The sequence below is a fragment of the Streptomyces coacervatus genome, from assembly GCF_029223485.1.
In the GTDB taxonomy this organism is placed as follows: Bacteria; Actinomycetota; Actinomycetes; order Streptomycetales; family Streptomycetaceae; genus Streptomyces; species Streptomyces coacervatus.
The window spans coordinates 142756-161547 of sequence record NZ_JARHTP010000015.1; the positions used below are offsets into that span (position 1 = coordinate 142756).

At 68.7% G+C, this 18792-nt stretch carries 16 protein-coding genes and 1 pseudogene; 13 read left to right on the forward strand and 4 right to left on the reverse strand.

Annotated features, from left to right (window positions below; translation table 11 throughout):
- The first annotated feature begins 94 nt into the window (after positions 1 to 94).
- Positions 95 to 685, forward strand: coding sequence for a malonic semialdehyde reductase (locus P2Q00_RS32660; protein WP_275777052.1), 591 nt, complete (start codon positions 95 to 97; stop codon positions 683 to 685).
- A gap of 79 nt (positions 686 to 764) precedes the next feature.
- Here the strand turns inward: P2Q00_RS32660 and P2Q00_RS32665 are convergent, their stop codons facing one another.
- Positions 765 to 1286, reverse strand: a complete 522-nt coding sequence (locus P2Q00_RS32665) for a DUF4245 domain-containing protein (protein ID WP_275777054.1) — start codon at positions 1284 to 1286, stop codon at positions 765 to 767.
- A 127-nt stretch (positions 1287 to 1413) separates the two neighbouring features.
- Between P2Q00_RS32665 and glpX the strand changes: the two genes are divergently transcribed.
- Positions 1414 to 2448: a class II fructose-bisphosphatase gene (glpX, locus tag P2Q00_RS32670; RefSeq protein WP_275777055.1), complete on the forward strand. Its 1035-nt coding sequence runs from the start codon at positions 1414 to 1416 to the stop codon at positions 2446 to 2448.
- A gap of 181 nt (positions 2449 to 2629) precedes the next feature.
- Here glpX and P2Q00_RS32675 read toward each other — a convergent pair whose 3' ends face one another.
- Positions 2630 to 3007 carry a WhiB family transcriptional regulator gene (locus P2Q00_RS32675; RefSeq protein ID WP_030929529.1) on the reverse strand — a complete coding sequence of 126 codons (378 nt, stop codon included), beginning with the start codon at positions 3005 to 3007 and terminating at the stop codon, positions 2630 to 2632.
- Between the two features lie 174 nt (positions 3008 to 3181).
- On the reverse strand, positions 3182 to 3901 hold the full coding sequence (locus P2Q00_RS32680) for a DUF1707 SHOCT-like domain-containing protein (protein WP_338059364.1): 720 nt from the start codon (positions 3899 to 3901) through the stop codon (positions 3182 to 3184).
- Positions 3902 to 4069: 168 nt separating this feature from the next.
- On the opposite strand from P2Q00_RS32680, the gene P2Q00_RS32685 reads away from it, so the two are divergent.
- From P2Q00_RS32685 to P2Q00_RS32735, 11 genes are all read left to right on the forward strand, one after another.
- A complete protein-coding gene (locus P2Q00_RS32685; protein ID WP_275777059.1) occupies positions 4070 to 5737 on the forward strand; it encodes a fumarate hydratase in 1668 nt (555 codons plus the stop codon).
- Positions 5738 to 5972: 235 nt separating this feature from the next.
- Positions 5973 to 6533, forward strand: a complete 561-nt coding sequence (locus tag P2Q00_RS32690) for an SH3 domain-containing protein (RefSeq protein ID WP_275777061.1) — start codon at positions 5973 to 5975, stop codon at positions 6531 to 6533.
- Positions 6534 to 6767: 234 nt separating this feature from the next.
- Positions 6768 to 7568, forward strand: a complete 801-nt coding sequence (locus P2Q00_RS32695) for a helix-turn-helix domain-containing protein (protein ID WP_275777063.1) — start codon at positions 6768 to 6770, stop codon at positions 7566 to 7568.
- Positions 7569 to 7657: 89 nt separating this feature from the next.
- A complete protein-coding gene (locus tag P2Q00_RS32700) occupies positions 7658 to 9043 on the forward strand; it encodes a class II fumarate hydratase (RefSeq protein ID WP_275777065.1) in 1386 nt (461 codons plus the stop codon).
- Positions 9044 to 9115: 72 nt separating this feature from the next.
- Positions 9116 to 9817: a cytidylyl-2-hydroxypropylphosphonate hydrolase gene (gene fomD, locus P2Q00_RS32705; RefSeq protein WP_275777067.1), complete on the forward strand. Its 702-nt coding sequence runs from the start codon at positions 9116 to 9118 to the stop codon at positions 9815 to 9817.
- Between the two features lie 310 nt (positions 9818 to 10127).
- Positions 10128 to 12230 carry a SpoIIE family protein phosphatase gene (locus P2Q00_RS32710; protein ID WP_275777068.1) on the forward strand — a complete coding sequence of 701 codons (2103 nt, stop codon included), beginning with the start codon at positions 10128 to 10130 and terminating at the stop codon, positions 12228 to 12230.
- Positions 12231 to 12633: 403 nt separating this feature from the next.
- A complete protein-coding gene (locus P2Q00_RS32715; RefSeq protein ID WP_275777069.1) occupies positions 12634 to 13185 on the forward strand; it encodes a hypothetical protein in 552 nt (183 codons plus the stop codon).
- Positions 13182 to 17036, forward strand: coding sequence for a carbohydrate-binding protein (locus P2Q00_RS32720; RefSeq protein ID WP_275777070.1), 3855 nt, complete (start codon positions 13182 to 13184; stop codon positions 17034 to 17036). Before P2Q00_RS32715 ends, P2Q00_RS32720 begins: the two co-directional genes overlap by 4 nt.
- A gap of 73 nt (positions 17037 to 17109) precedes the next feature.
- Positions 17110 to 17295, forward strand: a complete 186-nt coding sequence (locus P2Q00_RS32725; protein ID WP_275777072.1) for a hypothetical protein — start codon at positions 17110 to 17112, stop codon at positions 17293 to 17295.
- A 16-nt stretch (positions 17296 to 17311) separates the two neighbouring features.
- A complete protein-coding gene (locus P2Q00_RS32730; protein ID WP_275777074.1) occupies positions 17312 to 17617 on the forward strand; it encodes a hypothetical protein in 306 nt (101 codons plus the stop codon).
- A gap of 277 nt (positions 17618 to 17894) precedes the next feature.
- On the forward strand, positions 17895 to 18326 hold the full coding sequence (locus tag P2Q00_RS32735; RefSeq protein WP_275777076.1) for a hypothetical protein: 432 nt from the start codon (positions 17895 to 17897) through the stop codon (positions 18324 to 18326).
- Between the two features lie 334 nt (positions 18327 to 18660).
- On the opposite strand, the pseudogene P2Q00_RS32740 reads toward P2Q00_RS32735, so the two are convergent.
- Positions 18661 to 18777: pseudogene (locus P2Q00_RS32740) on the reverse strand (DUF397 domain-containing protein); the annotation flags it as partial.
- Between the last annotated feature and the right edge of the window lie 15 nt (positions 18778 to 18792).

Sequence of the window (18792 nt, forward strand, 5' to 3'; positions counted from 1 at the left end):
GCTTGAACTTCATTCGCGTACGGTCGGTCTCGTCAGCCGATCCGGACCGCGGTCCGGTAATCCGGACCCAGGCTCCACCCGAGGAAGTCCACGCATGTCTCTCGTTCTCGACCCCGCCGCCCAGGACCTGCTCTTCCGCGAGGCCCGCACCGCGAACACCTTCACCGACGAGCCGGTGACCGACGAGCAGGTGCAGGCCATCTACGACCTGGTCAAGTACGGCCCGACCGCCTTCAACCAGTCGCCGCTGCGCATCACCCTGGTCCGTTCCGCCGAGGCCCGTGAGCGCCTGGTCAAGCACATGGCCGAGGGCAACCAGCCGAAGACGGCCACCGCCCCACTGGTCGCGATCCTCTCCGCGGACAACGAGTTCCACGAGGAGCTGCCGGCCCTCTTCCCGCACTTCCCGGCCGCCAAGGACGTCTTCTTCTCCGAGCGCCCGGCCCGCGAGGGTGCCGCCGCGCTGAACGCCGCCCTGCAGGCCGCGTACTTCATCGTCGGCGTCCGTGCCGCCGGCCTCGCCGCCGGCCCGATGACCGGTCTCGACTTCGCGGGCGTCCAGAAGGAGTTCCTGGACGACGACCACACCCCGCTGATGGTCGTCAACATCGGCAAGCCGGGCGAGGACGCCTGGTTCCCGCGCTCCCCGCGCCTGGAGTACGACGAGGTCGTCACCACCGTCTGAGCCACACGTATTGAGCCACACGTATGACGAAGGCCCCCGGCAGCAGCGCCCGGGGGCCTTCGTCATACGTACGCGGCGGCTACGCCAGTTTCAGCGCCTGCGCCATCTCCGTCAGCTGCTGGAACGAGCCCGTGCCCGCGATCACGGTCGTGGAGCTCTTGCCGGGGAGCACGAGGGCGTCGTAGCGGCCGCCGGTGTAGCGCGTCCAGGTGCGGCCGTCGATCTCCTCGGTGGCCTTCGTCGCCTTCGCCCCCTGGCTGGCCTCGTCGATGAACGCCGACGGCTTCTGAGTCGACTGCTCGATCTGCACGTACTGGCCGTCGGGGGTGTGGAAACCCAGGTGCCAGGCGTCGAACTCGTCGCCCCGGAAGCGGACCGAGGTCGCCTTCCAGTCCTTGGACAGGCCCTCGGGGGCGGCCACCGGGTAGGCCGCGGCGCGGCGCGCGGTGAGCAGTTCGACGCGGTAGTCGACCCGCGGGATGTCCGGAGGCGAGTCGTCGTGCGGGATGAAGACGTAGATGAGTGCCGCCGCGATCCCGATGAGGCCCAGGGAGAGAATCATGTCCCGGACCGTCTTCTGCTTGCCGTTCGAACCTGCCACGCCCTCTATCGTCGCAGGTGCCCGGCTCGCTCATCCGTGGGGTCCCCTGCTCATTTTGTCGGACTGACGATAGAGTCGATGGTCGAACCCTCATCCGGCCGTCGTCGTATCAGAAAGGTGCGCCTCGATGACCGAGCATCATCACTTGCCGTCCGAACTCGAAGTCCCCAGTGAAGCCCCCGACCGCAACCTCGCCCTGGAGCTCGTCCGGGTGACCGAAGCAGCCGCGATGGCCGCGGGCCGCTGGGTCGGGCGGGGCGACAAGAACGGCGCCGACGGTGCCGCGGTGCGCGCCATGCGGACCCTCGTCTCCACCGTGTCGATGAACGGCGTGGTCGTCATCGGCGAGGGCGAGAAGGACGAGGCCCCGATGCTCTTCAACGGGGAGCGCGTCGGTGACGGGACCGGGCCCGAGTGCGACATCGCCGTCGATCCGATCGACGGGACCACCCTGACGGCCAAGGGCATGCCGAACGCCATTGCCGTGCTGGCGGCCGCCGACCGCGGGTCGATGTTCGACCCGTCCGCCGTCTTCTACATGGACAAGCTGGTCACGGGGCCCGAGGCGGCGGATTTCGTCGACATCGACGCGCCTGTGGCAGTGAACATCCGTCGCGTCGCCAAGGCCAAGCGGTCCACCCCGGAGGACGTGACCGTGGTGATCCTCGACCGGCCTCGGCACGAGGGCATCATCAAGGAGGTCCGGGAGGCCGGCGCGCGCATCAAGCTGATCTCCGACGGTGACGTCGCCGGGTCGATCTACGCGCTGCGGGAGGGCACCGGGGTCGACATGCTGCTCGGTGTCGGCGGTACGCCGGAGGGGATCATCTCCGCGTGCGCCGTGAAGTGTCTGGGCGGCACGATTCAGGGCAAGCTGTGGCCGAAGGACGACGAGGAGCGGGCGCGGGCGATCGACGCCGGGCACGATCTGGATCGGGTGCTGACGACCGACGACCTGGTGTCGGGCGAGAACGTCTTCTTCGTCGCCACCGGGATCACCGACGGTGAGCTGCTGCGGGGTGTGCGGTATCGGTCGGAGAATGCGACCACCGACTCGATCGTGATGCGATCGAAGTCGGGGACGGTGCGGCGGATCGACTCGGAGCATCGGCTCAGCAAGCTGCGGGCCTATAGCGCGATTGACTTTGATCGCGCCAAGTAGCGCCTGAGCAGGGGGGACTGCGAATCGTCGGCGGCTGCGGCTAATTCGTGGTTGCTCGCGCAGTTCCCCGCGCCCCTAGGGGGGTGCAGTTCCCGCGCGCTCCAGAAGCGCCGGCAGCAGTGATATCGATGGGGCGCCCCCGGTGCGGTGGGGGCGCCCCATCGGCGTATGTGAGGGGCGGTCAGCCCGCTGCTGCTATGCGGCCCTGTGTGCGTGCCGTCTTCTTGAGTTCCATCTCGCGGCGGCGGCGTCGGGCCAGCACCACTCGGCGTTCCGCGGCGGTGAGGCCACCCCAGACGCCGTAGGGCTCTGGTTGCAGGAGTGCGTGCTCGCGGCACTCGACCATGACGGGGCAGCGGGCGCAGACGCGCTTGGCCGCCTCCTCGCGGGAGAGCCGGGCGGCGGTGGGTTCCTTGGAGGGTGCGAAGAACAGGCCGGCCTCGTCGCGCCGGCACACCGCCTCGGTGTGCCATGGAGCGTCTTGGTCCCTGTCCCGCACTGGCACCCGCTGGGCCGGAACGGCAGCTACCTGCAGGGACGAATGCGGCGGTTGCAGCACGGTCTACTCCTGACGACGGCTTCGCGAGCGAGCGACGATGCAGCAAGGCCTACCCGCTGTACGCGCGCCTATGCACTGAGTTCCGAACCGCTGGTTTTCGGGTGGTCCTGAGCGTCTGCCGACCCCGACCGCGGGTGGACCAATTCCCTTCCCGCGCGGCCGGATTCGCAACCGTCAACGATCCAGGTGTTTGCGCAAACTCTTGTCGACCTTGCTCTGAACCCGATCGAGAATGTCCGCGACGAGTTTGCCCCGCTTCGGTCGCGCCTCGACGCTGCCCATCACGGCCCAGCCGTCGATGTAGACGACCGGGGCGTCCGGATCGGTCGAGTCGAGGGTGTCCACCTCGAAGCTGCCGAGCACACCGCCGCCGGTGCCGCGCAGCGACACGTTCTCCGGGACGCGGACCTCGACGCTGCCGAAGACCGAGAGCGTCTTGATCGCGACCTGCTGGTACTCGAAGAGCGCCTCGCTGAGGTCTATCTCCACGCTGCCGAAGATCGCGTACGCATGGATACGGCGGCCCGCGCGCCAGCGGCCCTTGCGGACGGCGCTGCTGAAGACCGCCACCACGTTGTCGTCCGGGTAGGCCGGGATCGCGCCCGCCGTGGGGCGGTTCGGGGCCGCGGCGAAGGCGGGGGCCGCGCCGTGCCGGTGGGCGGCGGGCAGGTCCCGTATGAAGACCTCCAGCTCACCGACCGTCTTGGCGGCGAGCACGCCCTCGACGCGCTCGGCGTGCTCGTCGGCGGTCAGGCGCCCCTCGGCGAGGGCGTCGCGCAGGATGTCGGCGATGCGGTCACGGTCGGCGTCCGAGGCGCGCAGTTCGGAAGCCCGCGCTGTCGTGTCCTGGCGTGCTGCCGCGTCCGGGTGTTGGGCACTCTTCTGAAGGTCCACGACAACAGCGTAGCGAAACGCGATAGATCGCGACTACCCCAAACCGGCAATGACCGCCGGGCCGACTGAGGACAACCTCACAAGCCTGCTGTCAGAGGCAGGTTCTACGCTGGTGAGCGCTCGCCAGTGTCGGCGGGCCGTCGTCCGTCGAGTGAGGAATGGGCTGAGATGCCTGAGTTCGCGTACACCGATCTGCTCCCCATGGGAGAGGACACCACCCCGTACCGGCTGGTGACCTCCGAGGGTGTGGCCACCTTCGAGGCCGACGGGCGGACGTTCCTCAAGGTGGAGCCGGAGGCGCTGCGCAAGCTGGCGGCCGAGGCCATCCATGACATCCAGCACTATCTGCGGCCCGCCCACCTCGCCCAGCTGCGCCGCATCATCGACGACCCCGAGGCGTCCGGCAACGACAAGTTCGTGGCCCTCGACCTGCTGAAGAACGCCAACATCGCGGCCGCGGGCGTGCTCCCCATGTGCCAGGACACCGGCACGGCGATCGTCATGGGCAAGCGCGGACAGAACGTCCTCACCGAGGGCGGCGACGAGGCGGCTCTCAGCCGCGGCATCTACGACGCCTATCTGAACCTCAACCTGCGGTACTCGCAGATGGCCCCGCTCACCATGTGGGACGAGAAGAACACCGGCTCCAACCTGCCTGCGCAGATCGAGCTCTACGCCACCGACGGCGGCGCGTACAAGTTCCTGTTCATGGCGAAGGGCGGCGGCTCCGCCAACAAGTCCTTCCTGTACCAGGAGACGAAGGCCGTCCTGAACGAGTCCTCCATGATGAAGTTCCTGGAGGAGAAGATCCGTTCGCTGGGTACGGCCGCCTGCCCTCCGTACCACCTGGCGATCGTCGTCGGCGGCACGTCGGCCGAGTACGCGCTGAAGACCGCCAAGTACGCCTCCGCGCACTACCTGGACGAGATCCCCGCCGAGGGCTCCGAGCTCGGTCATGGCTTCCGCGACAAGGACCTGGAGCAGAAGGTCTTCGAGCTGACGCAGAAGATCGGGATCGGTGCACAGTTCGGCGGCAAGTACTTCTGCCACGACGTGCGGGTCGTCCGGCTTCCGCGGCACGGTGCGTCCTGCCCGGTCGCCATCGCGGTCTCCTGCTCCGCCGACCGGCAGGCGCTGGCGAAGATCACGCCCGAGGGCGTCTTCCTGGAGCAGTTGGAGACCGACCCGGCGCGCTTCCTGCCGGAGACCACCGACGAGCATCTCGACGAGTCGTCCGACGTCGTCCGGATCGACCTCAACCAGCCGATGGACGACATCCTCGCCGAGCTCACCAAGTACCCGGTGAAGACACGGCTTTCGCTCACCGGCCCGCTGGTCGTCGCCCGCGACATCGCGCACGCCAAGATCAAGGAGCGGCTGGACGCGGGCGAGGAGATGCCGCAATACCTGAAGGACCACCCCGTGTACTACGCGGGACCGGCCAAGACCCCCGAGGGGTACGCGTCCGGTTCCTTCGGTCCTACGACGGCCGGGCGCATGGACTCCTACGTCGAGCAGTTCCAGGCCGCCGGCGGCTCCAAGGTCATGCTCGCCAAGGGCAACCGCAGCAAGCAGGTCACCGATGCGTGTGACGCGCACGGCGGCTTCTACCTCGGCTCGATCGGCGGGCCGGCCGCCCGCCTCGCCCAGGACTGCATCAAGAAGGTCGAGGTCGTCGAGTACGAGGAGCTCGGCATGGAGGCCGTCTGGAAGATCGAGGTCGAGGACTTCCCGGCGTTCATCGTGGTGGACGACAAGGGCAACGACTTCTTCCAGGATCCGGCGCCGGCGCCGACGTTCACGTCGATTCCGGTGCGGGGGCCTGGGCTCGCGTAGCGGCTCGGCCCCGCCAGGGGGCTCTGCCCCCTGGACCCCCGGTCGGCCTGAACGGCCTCGTCCTCAAACGCCGGACGGGCTGAAGGATGCCGTCCCGGGACGGGTGAATGCCTGGATGCCGTCCCAGTTCGTCCCAGGAACGAGCGGGACGGCATCTTTGCGAACTTCGCCGGAAACGCTCCGTGCTGACTGGATCACAGCCCGTGATCCGCAGGTCATCTCGGAGGGACAACCCATGATTCGACGCACACTGCGCAGTGGCCTGGTGGCCGCGTTCGCGGTCGTCGCCGTCTTCCCGGTGGCGGCCGTCGCCTCCGCCGGGCCGGCCGCGCAGGCCCACGCCTTGAACTCCACTCCCCCGCAGATCTCCGTCGTGACGGGGTGGCAGCCGGTGGCCACCCCGTCCACGCTGCCCATCAGGCCGAAGACGCCGAAGGCCCCCAAGGCGCCGAACTGCCACCACGGTCGCCACCACGTGAAGGCCCACGCCGCCCGCCACCACCGCCAGATCCGCCACATCCGGCACAACCGGCACAACCACGGCATCCGGCACATCGTCGCGACCCACACCTGGGGCTACGTCACCACCCGCCATCTGCCGCTGAACGTCCGGTCCGGACCGGGCACCGGCTACCGCGTCATCGGCGCGCGGCCCGTCGGCGGCAGTGTGGCCCTCACCTGCAAGGTGCGGGGTTCCGGCGTCCGGGGCAACCACCGCTGGTACAAGCTCGCCCACCACAAGGGCTACGTCTCCGCCCGCTACGTGCGCAACCTCAGCACCGTCCGCTGGTGCTGACGGCCCCTCGACCGCACCACCGATGATCTCCGGTGCCTCCAGGCGGGCCATGAGAGCCCGCCGGGAGGCACCGGCCGGTAAATCGGCCGATCACACCCCCGAGTGGCGTAATCGCAGGTCAACTCGGTCAACTCCCCTTCATATTCCGGTGATCGTGGGATGACCGGGCGCCGCCGCCGGGAACACATCAAGGCGGTCACCCCGGCATGGCGAGGGAGCGAGATGGAGAGCCACGTGACGGTCAAGAGGCAGCCGCTGCCCGACGCGTCGCAGGACGAAGGGCGGCTCCTGACGGAGCGGCTGCGGGCCCTCAAGCAACGGACGGGGCTGAGCCTGGCCGCACTGGCCACCGTCACCCCGTTCAGCAAGTCGACCTGGCACCGCTATCTGAACGGCGACCAGTTCCCGCCCCGGGCGGCGGTGGTGGCGCTCGGCCGGCTCGCGGACGCCGAACCCGGCCCGCTGCTCGCCCTGTGGGACGCCGCCTCCCGGGCACAGGCCGACGAGGCGGCCACCGCGAAACGGCAGCCGGTCCCGCCCGCGCCGCCCGTCGTCGTACGACGCCGCCGCATCCGCCGGCCGAGCCGCGCCGTCGTCGCCCTCGCCACCATGGCCGCCACAGTGGCGGTCACCGCGGCCGCCGCGGACGTACTGGACCCCGACCACGCCCCGGCGCCGAGGGCGGCAGCCTCCTGCCACGGCAGCGACTGCCAGGGCGAACTCCCCACCTCGGAGACCTGCGACCGGGACGCCCGCACGGAGAGCAGGGTCGTCAGGGCCGCCGAGGTGGTGCTGCTGCGGTTCTCGCCGTCCTGCGGCACGGTCTGGTCCCAGCTGCGCACCCGGACGGGCGGCGCGCGGGAGATCTCGATCAGGGCGGGCCAGGACGAGCTGTCCGCGGAGTACCAGGGCGACAAGGAGGACGGATACACCAGCCCGATGCTGGCCGCGTCGGACCCGCGCGGGGCTCAGGCGTGCGCCGAGGTCGCCGGAAAGCCCGCGTGCACCGGCCGGTTCGGCGTTCCGGGCCGCTGACGACGGCACCGGCGTCCACCGGCCTGGACAACAACCCCCGGCCGGCCCAAAGTCCGGAACATCCCCACCTCCCCGATCGCTATACGGGCATGAGCGAATACCGCATCGAGCACGACTCCATGGGCGAGGTCCGCGTCCCCGCCGACGCCAAGTGGCGGGCCCAGACGCAGCGTGCCGTCGAGAACTTCCCGATCTCCGGCCAGCGCATCGAGCGCGCCCACATCGAGGCCCTGGCCCGGATCAAGGGCGCCGCGGCGAAGGTGAACGCGCGGCTCGGCGTGCTCGACAAGGACGTCGCCGAGGCGATCCAGGAGGCGGCCCAGGAGGTCGCCCGGGGGGACTGGGACGAGCACTTCCCGATCGATGTCTTCCAGACCGGTTCCGGCACCTCGTCGAACATGAACACCAACGAGGTCATCGCCACCCTCGCCACCGAGCGGCTGGGCAGGGACGTACACCCCAATGACCATGTGAACGCCTCCCAGTCGTCCAACGACGTCTTCCCCTCCTCCATCCACATCGCCGCCACCGCCGCCGTCACCCGCGACCTGATCCCCGCCCTGGAGCACCTCGCCGACGCTCTCACCCGCAAGTCCGAGGAGTTCGCGGACGTCGTGAAGTCCGGGCGGACGCATCTGATGGACGCCACGCCGGTGACCCTGGGGCAGGAGTTCGGCGGCTACGCGGCCCAGATCCGGTACGGCGTCGAGCGGCTGTACGCGGCCCTGCCCCGCCTCGCCGAGCTGCCCCTCGGCGGGACGGCGGTCGGCACCGGCATCAACACCCCGCCGGGCTTCTCCGCCGCCGTCATCGAGGAGGTCGCCCGCGTCACGGGGCTGCCGCTCACCGAGGCCCGCAACCACTTCGAGGCGCAGGGCGCCCGGGACGGGATCGTCGAGACGAGCGGGCAGCTCAGGACCATCGCCGTCGGGCTGACCAAGATCGCCAACGATCTGCGGTGGATGGCGTCGGGCCCCCGGACCGGACTCGCCGAGATCAGCCTCCCCGACCTCCAGCCCGGTTCGTCGATCATGCCCGGCAAGGTCAACCCGGTCATCCCGGAAGCCGTGCTCATGGTCGCCGCCCAGGTCGTGGGCAACGACGCCACCGTCGCCACCGCCGGGGCCGCCGGCAACTTCGAGCTCAATGTGATGCTGCCGGTCATCGCCAGGAACGTACTGGAGTCGGTCCGGCTGCTCGCCAATGTCTCGCGACTGCTCGCCGACCGGACCGTGGACGGGATCACCGCGCACCGGGAGCGGGCCCGCGAGTACGCCGAGTCGTCGCCCTCCGTGGTCACCCCGCTCAACAAGTACATCGGGTACGAGGAGGCCGCCAAGGTCGCCAAGAAGGCCCTCGCCGAGCGCAGGACCATCCGCCAAGTCGTCCTGGACGGCGGGTATGTGGAGCGCGGCGACCTCACGGTGGAGCAGCTCGACGAGGCGCTGGATGTCCTGCGTATGACGCATCCGTAACCTTTCGTCGCGCCGCCGCGAACCGTGACGCGCGCCGCAGCGTCGTATGCCCTGGGCACCTAATATCTGTGCATGGCAGAGGGTGGAGCGGTGAGAGCGGAAGCGGACCGGGTTCCGGCGGCGCGGACGGGGTGCTGGGCCCCCGGGACAGAGATCCTGTGGCGCTATCGGGAGAACGCCGGCGCGCGCTTCCACATCGCGCGCCCCGTCACCGTCGTCCGGGACGACGACGAGCTGCTCGCCGTCTGGCTGGCGCCCGGCACCGAGTGCGTGAAGCCCGTCCTCGCCGACGGCACCCCCGTGCATGTCGAACCCCTCGAATCCCGTTACACCAAGCCCCGTACCGTCCAGCTCGACCACTGGTTCGGCACGGGCGTCCTGAAGCTGGCCCGCCCCGGTGAGCCCTGGTCGGTGTGGCTGTTCTGGGAACCGGGCTGGCAGTTCAAGAACTGGTACGTGAATCTTGAGTCGCCGCTGGTGCGTTGGGACGGCGGGGTCGACTCCGAGGACCACTTCCTCGACATCTCCGTGCACCCGGACCGCAGTTGGCACTGGCGTGACGAGGACGAGTTCGCGCAGGCCCAGCTGGACGGGCTGATGGACTCGTCGGCCGCCGAACAGGTACGGAAGGCGGGGCGGTCCGCGGTGGAGGTGATCCGGGCCTGGGGCCCTCCGTTCAGCGACGGCTGGCAGCACTGGCGCCCGGATCCGTCCTGGGTTGTACCGTCACTTCCGGAGGACTGGGACCGTACGCCCGCGCGCGTGTCCACGTGAGACTCTTGATGCGCCCCCGGTGCACAACCGTAGGATCGTCCTCCGCAAGGGTGGGCAGGCGCAACTGCGGGAGCATGCGCTGGGCTTGACCGATCGTCACCGAGGGGCGGCAGGACGTGAGCAAGGGGTACGTGGGCAACATCGGAACGAATCATGAACGGTTCGCCGGTGGCACAACAACAGCCTCTGACCACGCGGGAATTCCGTTCCGGGGACACGTATTCCGGGTATCGGGATTCCTGCGGGACCAACTGCGCTCGCGATGCGCAGCCCCGGACGGACGGATTCGACACGCGTGACGGAGCACCCCATGTCCTTCGAGCGCCCGCAGCCGGGCGCCGACCCCGCGGACCCCCGCGGGGCGCTCCTGCACACCCCGGCACAGGCACCCCCCGCGGCCGCCTTACCCGCGCAGGGACGCACCGGGGAGACACCGTCGACGTCGGGTACGGCCACGCCGTGCGGCAAGGGAAAGGAGCCGGCCTCGCCACCCTCCGACATCACCGGCCCCGAGCACTCCCAGCCCGCCGCCGCAGAAGCCGTGGAACCGGGCACGCACCGCCCGCGTCCGGTGCCCGAGTCCATCCCGGACCAGCCGGGCGGCGAGCAGGACCGGCCGCAGGGGACCGGCGGCCAGGAGCGCCGCACCGGACAGGGAGTGACGCCGCCCGGGCAGCCCACGCCCATGCGGCGGGACGGCGACCGGCTGCGCTTCGTCGGCGCCGCGACGCGGCGGATCGCCCGCGGCATCGACCTCGACGAGATCGTCATGGGGCTGTGCCGGGCGACCGTGCCGACCTTCTCCGACGCGATCCTGGTCTATCTGCGCGATCCGCTGCCCGTCGGCGACGAGCGGCCCACCGGCCCGCTGCTGCTGCGCCTGAGGCGCACCGACCGGATCCCGGCGGAGCGGGACACCGAGGGCGGCTTCTCGCCCGCCCTGCAGCCGGAGCCGGCCGAGCTCTCGGAGCTCGACACGCTCGGCGCCGAACTGTGCGAGGTACGGCCGGGCAGCGCGCTCGCCGAGGTGCTGCGCGGGGTGCGCCCGGTCTTCACGGACGCGCCCGCCGCCCGCGCCGCCCTGCCCGAACTCCTCGGCGAGGGCGGCGAGTTCGTCGTACCCGGCGGACAACGCGCGATCCTCGCCCCGCTGCGCGGCCGCCGCCGCGTGATCGGCGCCGCGCTCTTCCTGCGCCGCCCGGAGCGCATGGCCTTCGAGGCCGACGACCTCCTGGTCGCCGCTCAGCTGGCCACGCACAGCGCCCTCGGCATCGACAAGGCGGTGCTGTACGGCCGCGAGGCGTACATCGCCGACGAACTGCAGCGCACCATGCTGCCGGAGACGCTCCCGCGCCCCACGGGCGTACGCCTGGCGTCCCGTTACCTGCCCGCCGCCGAGACCGCACGGGTGGGCGGCGACTGGTACGACGCCATCCCGCTGCCCGGCAGCCGGGTCGCCCTCGTGGTCGGCGACGTCATGGGCCACTCCATGACGTCCGCGGCCATCATGGGCCAGCTGCGGACCACGGCCCAGACCCTGGCCGGCCTCGACCTGCCCCCGCAGGAGGTCCTGCACCATCTCGACGAGCAGGCCCAGCGCCTCGGCACCGACCGCATGGCGACCTGCCTGTACGCCGTCTACGACCCGGTATCGCACCGCATCACCATCGCCAACGCGGGGCATCCGCCGCCGGTCCTGCTGCATCTGGGCGGCCGCGCCGAGGTGCTGCGGGTACCGCCGGGCGCCCCGATCGGCGTCGGCGGCGTCGACTTCGAGGCCGTGGAACTGGACGCACCGGCCGGAGCGACCCTGCTCCTGTACACCGACGGTCTGGTCGAGTCCCGGCTGCGGGACGTGTGGACCGGCATAGAGCAGCTGCGCGAGAAGCTCGCCGCGACCGCGCAGCTGACGGGACCGGATCATCCGCCGCCGCTCGAGGCGCTGTGCGACGAGGTGCTGGACATGCTCGGCCCGGGCGACCGGGACGACGACATCGCACTGCTCGCCGCCCGCTTCGACGGCATCGCGCCGAGCGACGTGGCGTACTGGTTCCTTGAGCCCGAGGACGCGGCCCCCGGCCGCGCCCGCCGACTGGCCCGGCGCGCGCTGTCCCGCTGGGGCATGGAGGACCTCAGCGACTCCGTGGAGCTGCTGGTCAGCGAGGTCGTGACCAATGCGGTGCGGTACGCGTCCCGGCCGGTGACCTTGCGGTTGCTGCGCACCGACGTGCTGCGGTGCGAAGTCGGGGACGACGTACCCCAGTTGCCTCGGCTGCGGCAGGCGCGGGCGACGGATGAGGGTGGTCGCGGGCTGTATCTGGTGAACAAGCTGGCCCGGCGGTGGGGGGCGACGCGGCTGAGTACCGGGAAGGTGGTCTGGTTCGAGCTCGGCAGGAACGCTGCCCAGAACTGAGCCGCGAGAACGAGGGAAGGGCGCCCCGTGGAACTGGGCGCCCTTCCCTGGCGTGTCCATGCCTCGTGTAAGGTGACCCCGCGATCAGCGACCCGGACTCGACCACTCCGACCTCCTGAGCGCGTGAACATCCAGGGGGACTCCCGCACAGTGCACTCCGTGTCGCCCCCATCTGTATGCATTAGCACGTGGGGGATCGAGTTGCGTCTCAGAAGAATCGGTAGTTCGTCGGCCCTGGGCGCCCTCCCTCACTGACCCTCCCAAAGATGCCCTGTCCGCCCCCCTGGCCACTTCCCCGGGGGCGGACAGGCCCACGCGCGCTTGGTCGTGCAGGCGGGGGAACCTACTCAACGAGAAACGGGGACAGCCTCTCTTGAGACGTAGAAGACGAACATTCATTTCCGTGGCCGTTACAGTGACTTCGGCCGCCCTCACCGGCGGGCTGCTGCAAGCCGTGCCCGCCACCGCCACCCCCAAGTCGAACTCCAGTACAAGCACGGGCGAGTCGGCACGACGCGGAGGTGTCAGCAATCCCGACCACACCCTCGGCAAGGGATGGCGGACCTCCGGAGACCGTGCCGTCACGGCAGCGGCCGACAGCGACGGCTTGCACATCCTGGTGGCCGACAGTACGAAGGCGTACCAGTGGAAGACCGCGGCTGTCCTCTCGGAGCCGGGCATGCCCGCGGATACCTGGATCGGTAACCAGTGCGTCATGGATCATGACCATGTCGCTGCCGTGTACGCGCCGCGCACGTTCACGAACAAGCCGGACCTGATGCAGGGCGGCGCCTTCGCGGCTGTCGTGAACCTCAGCACCGGCCAGGTGACGAAGCTGTCGTTCACCGCATCGCTGGCGTACTTCGACCCGTCGTGCGACCCGGACACGCACACCGCGGCGTTCACCGCGTTCCGGGACATGAACGACGCGGCCAGGACCATGACCCGGTCGTGACGGTGAACACCGCCGGCAAGACCGTCATCAAAGCCGCGGCGAAGGGCGAGATCACCAGCGCCGTCCCGGTCAAGGATGGCGTGGTCGCCGCCCTGGGCCGCCGGCTGATCCACCTCGACCGCTCCGGCAAGGTCAGCAATCTGCTCACCACGAGCGGGGTGGCCTTCGACCTCCACCCGGTCAAGGGCGGAAAGGTCGCCTTCGTCCAACGCGACGGCGCCACGAAGGCACGTGCCAGGGTGTGGGGCGGAAGCGGCGACTCGGCCGCCACGATCGCCAGCGGCAGGCTCGGCGACCTCGACCTGAAGCGCGGCGGGTCCGAGCAGGTGTTCCTCACGGGCCATCCCGCCGGCGTCTCCCACACCGCGGGCAGCGGGATCACCCGCGTCAACGCCCCCGCCGACACGGACATCTCCAGTCAGGGGCGCCTGGCCGTCGGCCCCGTCCTCACTCCCGGTGTCCGGGCGGGAATCGAGCGGGTCAACAACGCCGGCAAGGGTTTCAGCAAGACCGAACCCGCCGCGCAGGACACTCCGGCACAGGCGCCAGGTGCCCTTGCGGCGGACACGCCGGTGACGGTCACCTCCACCGCCACCACCACCGGCGTGAAGATCAGCCAGAAGGTCGCCGCCGTCGCGAACTCCGCCGGCGACGACGGCTTGTCGCCCGCTCTCACCTCCGGCGGCTCACCCCGCGCGGCCGCGGGCAACCACACGCGGCTGAGGCGGATCGGGGGTGCGAACGTGTCGCACGACCCCACCGACCCCGACCGCTGGTGCGCCATCTCCCGCAACGACGTCAAGGCGCAGGCCCTCCAGCCGACCCCCAACCAGGTCGAGTGGGCCGTCGACATGGCCGTACGCGGCAAACTGCACGCCGGCTCCATCCGGCAGGGCGGGTACCGCAACCAGACCGGCATGAGCAATATCGACCCGCAAGGCCTGTTCCCCGCGCCCACTCTGACCGGCCCGAAGGACGCGCGGATCCCGGCCAACGTGATGCTCGGCATCATGGCCCAGGAGTCCAACCTGTGGCAGGCCGAATCCGGTGCCATTCCCGGCCAGATGGGCAGTCCGCTGGCGGCGGTCGACGGCTACTACGGGCACAAGATCGACCCGGGGAACCCCGAGTCGTACTGGAGCATCAACTGGGACAAGTCCGACTGCGGGTACGGCGTCGGACAGGTCACCGACGGGATGCGCCTGGCCGGTCACGAGAAGCCGCATGAGACCAGCCTGAAGCCGGCTGTGCAGATGGCCGTCGCCGTCGACTACGCGACGAACATCGCCGCCTCCTTGAAGATCCTCGCCGACAAGTGGAACGAGGTCCACAAGGCCGGCCAGACAATCACCGTCAACAACGACGACCCCGCCTACGTCGAGAACTGGTTCACCGCGGTCTGGAACTACAACCTCGGCTTCAACCCGCCCTCCGACGCCTCGAAGAACGACGGGCACTGGGGGCTCGGCTGGTACAACAACCCGGCCAACCCCATCTACAAGAACAGCTGGAACCACCCGTTCATGGACACGGACGTGGACGGCACCGAGGCCAACCACGACGCGGCGCATCCGCAGGACTGGCCGTACGAGGAGAAGGTGATGGGCTGGGCCGCATGGTCCATCGACACCGGCTACTCCTACGGCACCAACGGCCGCCAGGACTGGAAGGGCGACCCCGGATTCTCCTCGGCGGGCTTCCGGCCGGCCTGGTGGAACACCACGGCCGCGCGCAGCCAGGTCTCGCCGCCGCTGGTCACTTTCTGCAACAGCGCCAACAACTGCGACCCGACCAAGCCGCCGAACTGCGGCACGGAGAACTGTTACAAGCAGTTCTGGTTCAACAAGCCCAATGCGGCATGGAAGAAGAACTGCGCCACTGAGTGCGGGCACGAGCTGATCAAGTACGAGACGGAGATCTCGGAGCCGGGGCGTGGTTACCGCCTCAAGAACGGTGCGGCCGTCTGCTCCGGTGAAGCGACCGGCTCTCATGTCATCGCCACCGTCCCGAACACCACCGAGACATGGAGCGACTGCGGCCAGGCCACCTCGTCCGGCACCTTCCAGTTCACGTTCAACCCGGACACGCTGGGGACCCACTACGAGGCGAGAGCCGACCTGCACCAGATCGGCGGCGGCTACGGCGGTCACTACTGGTACACCCACACCCGCGACGAGGACCATCTCGGCGGCCCCGACGGCCTGATGAACATCGACGCCAAGTGGACGCTCGGCGAGAATATGGACCTGGCCCAGGTCTGGGCCTACATCCCGGACACCGGCGCCCAGACCAAGCGGGCGCACTATGTCATCAACGGCGCGTCCGGTGGTCCCTACGACCGCTACGTCGACCAGAACGGCAACAACGGCAAGTGGGTGTCCCTGGGCGCCTACAAGTTCACCTCCACCCCGAGCGTGGCCCTGTCGAACTTCACCCCCGACGGCACCGGCGACGACGACATCGCCTTCGGCGCCATGGCCTTCCAGCCCGTCAAGGGCACGTTCGTCCGGCGCACCCTGACCGCGGCCGCGATCTTCGACCCGAACCAGGAGCTCAACCAGAACTTCCCGGTGTCCACCGAGGTCGACACTCCCCTGCGCTCGATGAAGTCGCTGTACGAGTGGGCGCTGGGCCGCGCCGACGAAGGCCACCTGTGGGACAACGACGACCCATCGGTGCGCACGCAAGGCCTCATTTCCTGGCCTCGGTGCACGGGCGGGGTGTCCGAGGACTGCACCGGCCAGAAGACCTGGGACGCCGCCAAGATCTGGGCCGACGACATCAAGGCCGGCGGTTACACACCGAATGCCGACGGCTCGGCACCAACGATGTCGATCCCGTGGTGGATGGGCATGGCCAATAATCGGCCCGATCCGTCGCTGCCCGCGAGCCAGGCGTACCAGGGGAACAACAGCTACAAGATCAAGAGCGATGTCGTCGTGACCTTCGTCACCGATGGCAACGGGAAGATCATTCCGGGCAGTGAGGGCTCGAACTACCGGGTTCGGGTCGGCAACGCCCACCTCCCCACCTTCTTGACCAGCATCATGAAGGGCATAGAAGCCGACTACGGCATCCCGAAGCCGAACATCGACTACACCACCCAGGACGCGCTCGAATACGGCAACGTCATGACGTCCCGCCCCTACACAGACGGTGACACACCGGGGCAGGCCTACTTCCCGCACTTCCGGGGTGCACGCCTGAACGCGGACCACACGTGCGTGGACTTCCGGGCGATCGGCGGCGGCGTACACGGTTACCGGGCCATGATCGGCCACAAGTACGTCAACGACAACGTCAAGGCATGGGTCGACAAGATCAACGCCAGCCCGGACACCAACTACGGCGTGCGTCAGTTCGCCGGAGACATCTACTCGATGTTCTTCAAGAACTCCGGCGACTGGAACAAGAACATGTGGGGATCACTGATCGGCAACGCTCCGCCCATCTGGCAGGACGTCGCGGCCGCGTTCTGCGCCGACGGCAGCGTCAAGCCGACCCACAAGCAGGACGACCGAGACGCCACGCCCTCAAATGGCATCGTCTACCAGAGCTACATGCCCGATCTGTACCTGTACATCGACGACAAGATGACCGATAACCTGGGACGCCCCTCGAGCAGCAGAATCAGGGGAGGGGACTGGAGGGACTTCTCGAACGTCCCCGTTCCGCTCGAAAAGGGAAACGCCTACGGTACCTGCGACGCCTCAGACCGTGGAAGCGGCGGTAACCCCTGGAACGTCCAGCCGCCAGTTCCCTTCTACGGAGACGGCCCTGGAAACCGCCCAACAAGTGTCGTTCACTGCGACGACTCGGGCACGAATTTCACTGACAACCTGACACCCTGACAACGGGTGATCCAATTCCCGGGGCCGTTCCTGCTTCGGTTCGGCCCCGGGATCACAGCAAGGGAGAGACAGCATGGGATCAGGCCTCAGTTTCGTATTCATCCCACTGTTCCTCTATGTGACACTGGTTGTGCTTCTGTGTGTGAAAATCGCCGACAAGACGTCCTGGAAAATGGGATGGCTGTTCGCGACGGCTCTCATCTTCTTTCCCGCAGGCGTCCTCACCATCGCCGGCATGTATGAATCTGGCGCCTGGTAGAGATCAGGGGCTACAAATGAAATTCTTCATCATCGCCGTGTCCATCGCGTTCCTGTGCGCAGCCTACGCATGGCCGGTGATTCCGCTGCTGGTCTACCCGCTCAACCGGCGGCGTGGCTTTTGGGCAGCCCTCTACTGCTGCGCCGTGGCGGTCTTCTTCGGACTGGGATTCCGGTACACAAACCGGTTCATGGTGAGCGACTTCTTTGAAGCAGCGGTGTACACCTCCGCTGTCCGGGCGATCGCAGAAGCAACGGGCATACTCGAGAAGCCCCGCCAGATCTGGCGGAAGCGCGAGCATGAGCAGGAAATTCTCAGTTGAGGGAATGGAAAAGCCTCAGCGCGCGATCGGTGTTCCCTCATTCCATGTTCCGCGCTAAATCCGGGCCGAACGGAAGCGAGATAGGCGTACAGGCGCGCAACGCGGCCGTGGGGCGTCGTGGTGCCGCTCATGGTTATCGACGTACCCAAGGGCACAACGACGCCAAACTGCAGGCCAACCTCTTCAAGTACAGCGACGACACCGGAGATAAATATCCGTTGACATCTCCTCCGGTCCCGCTGCAGTAAATGATCTACATATTTCTGGAGGTAATTGCATGGCTATCAAAGAAAAGTGCGGCACACTCGTGGCCGGCCTGGCTCTCACTCTGGGGCTCGGGGTGGCCCCCGCGCACGCTGCGGACTACAGGTACTCCGGGACGTGCCAGACCGAGGGTGCCAGCGGTTCCATAGCCACCAGCGGGTGGCACCGCGGCGTCGGCCAGAGGACGGTGCCGTCCATCACGCTCAAGGTCTATGACTGGCTCGAGGACCGCCACCATGTGAGCATCCGTGTGGTGGCGTACTACGCCGACGGCTCCAAGGGGTACTACCCCTGGCACTCGGACTACGACGGATACGGCACCTCCAAGGAGTTCGACACATCCGCCACCGCGGGCGGGGTCAGCGGGATCTGGGACCTCGACATCGAGGTCGCCCGATTCGAGGGCTCGAAGCTGCTGAACTACTGCTCGGCCGGCGTCTCCTGACGCCTGCTCTGCCGTCACCCGTGTGCCTTCCCGCGACTCCTGCCGCGGGAAGGCACACCTGCTCGGGGCAGGCGCCCGACAATCGGGCGCCGAGCACGCGAAAGGCAGGTAGCTGTCGACCGGGAGCGCCGCGCTCATGCTGACGCGGATCTGTGGGCGAGAGCCCGGCCGAGAAACCGCCGAGCTCGCGGCAGGACCAAGCCCATGTCCGGCTTCGCCTCGTCCGCCCGACACCCGGCAGAGGCGTCTTGGCGAAAGACATAGCAGCACTCCGCTGCAGCCCCTGTTGCCAGCTCTGCAGGCGCCCCGCCTTGAGCACCCCGACGAACGGCGCTCACGCACCGGCTGCCAGGACGAGCGCAGGCCCGTCCTGGTTCTTGCTGTCGCGGACTTGGACAATGCCGGGCACGCCGTCGGCGACCTCCACGCAGTCGCCGCCGTCGCCATTGCTGCTCTTGAATCAGAC

Coding starts and splice junctions, on each gene's coding strand:
- P2Q00_RS32660 (WP_275777052.1), top strand. CDS start 95: ATGTCTCTCGTTCTCGACCCCGCCGCCCAGGACCTGCTCTTCCGCGAG.
- glpX (WP_275777055.1), top strand. CDS start 1,414: ATGACCGAGCATCATCACTTGCCGTCCGAACTCGAAGTCCCCAGTGAA.
- P2Q00_RS32685 (WP_275777059.1), top strand. CDS start 4,070: ATGCCTGAGTTCGCGTACACCGATCTGCTCCCCATGGGAGAGGACACC.
- P2Q00_RS32690 (WP_275777061.1), top strand. CDS start 5,973: ATGATTCGACGCACACTGCGCAGTGGCCTGGTGGCCGCGTTCGCGGTC.
- P2Q00_RS32700 (WP_275777065.1), top strand. CDS start 7,658: ATGAGCGAATACCGCATCGAGCACGACTCCATGGGCGAGGTCCGCGTC.
- fomD (WP_275777067.1), top strand. CDS start 9,116: ATGGCAGAGGGTGGAGCGGTGAGAGCGGAAGCGGACCGGGTTCCGGCG.
- P2Q00_RS32710 (WP_275777068.1), top strand. CDS start 10,128: ATGTCCTTCGAGCGCCCGCAGCCGGGCGCCGACCCCGCGGACCCCCGC.
- P2Q00_RS32725 (WP_275777072.1), top strand. CDS start 17,110: ATGGGATCAGGCCTCAGTTTCGTATTCATCCCACTGTTCCTCTATGTG.
- P2Q00_RS32730 (WP_275777074.1), top strand. CDS start 17,312: ATGAAATTCTTCATCATCGCCGTGTCCATCGCGTTCCTGTGCGCAGCC.
- P2Q00_RS32735 (WP_275777076.1), top strand. CDS start 17,895: ATGGCTATCAAAGAAAAGTGCGGCACACTCGTGGCCGGCCTGGCTCTC.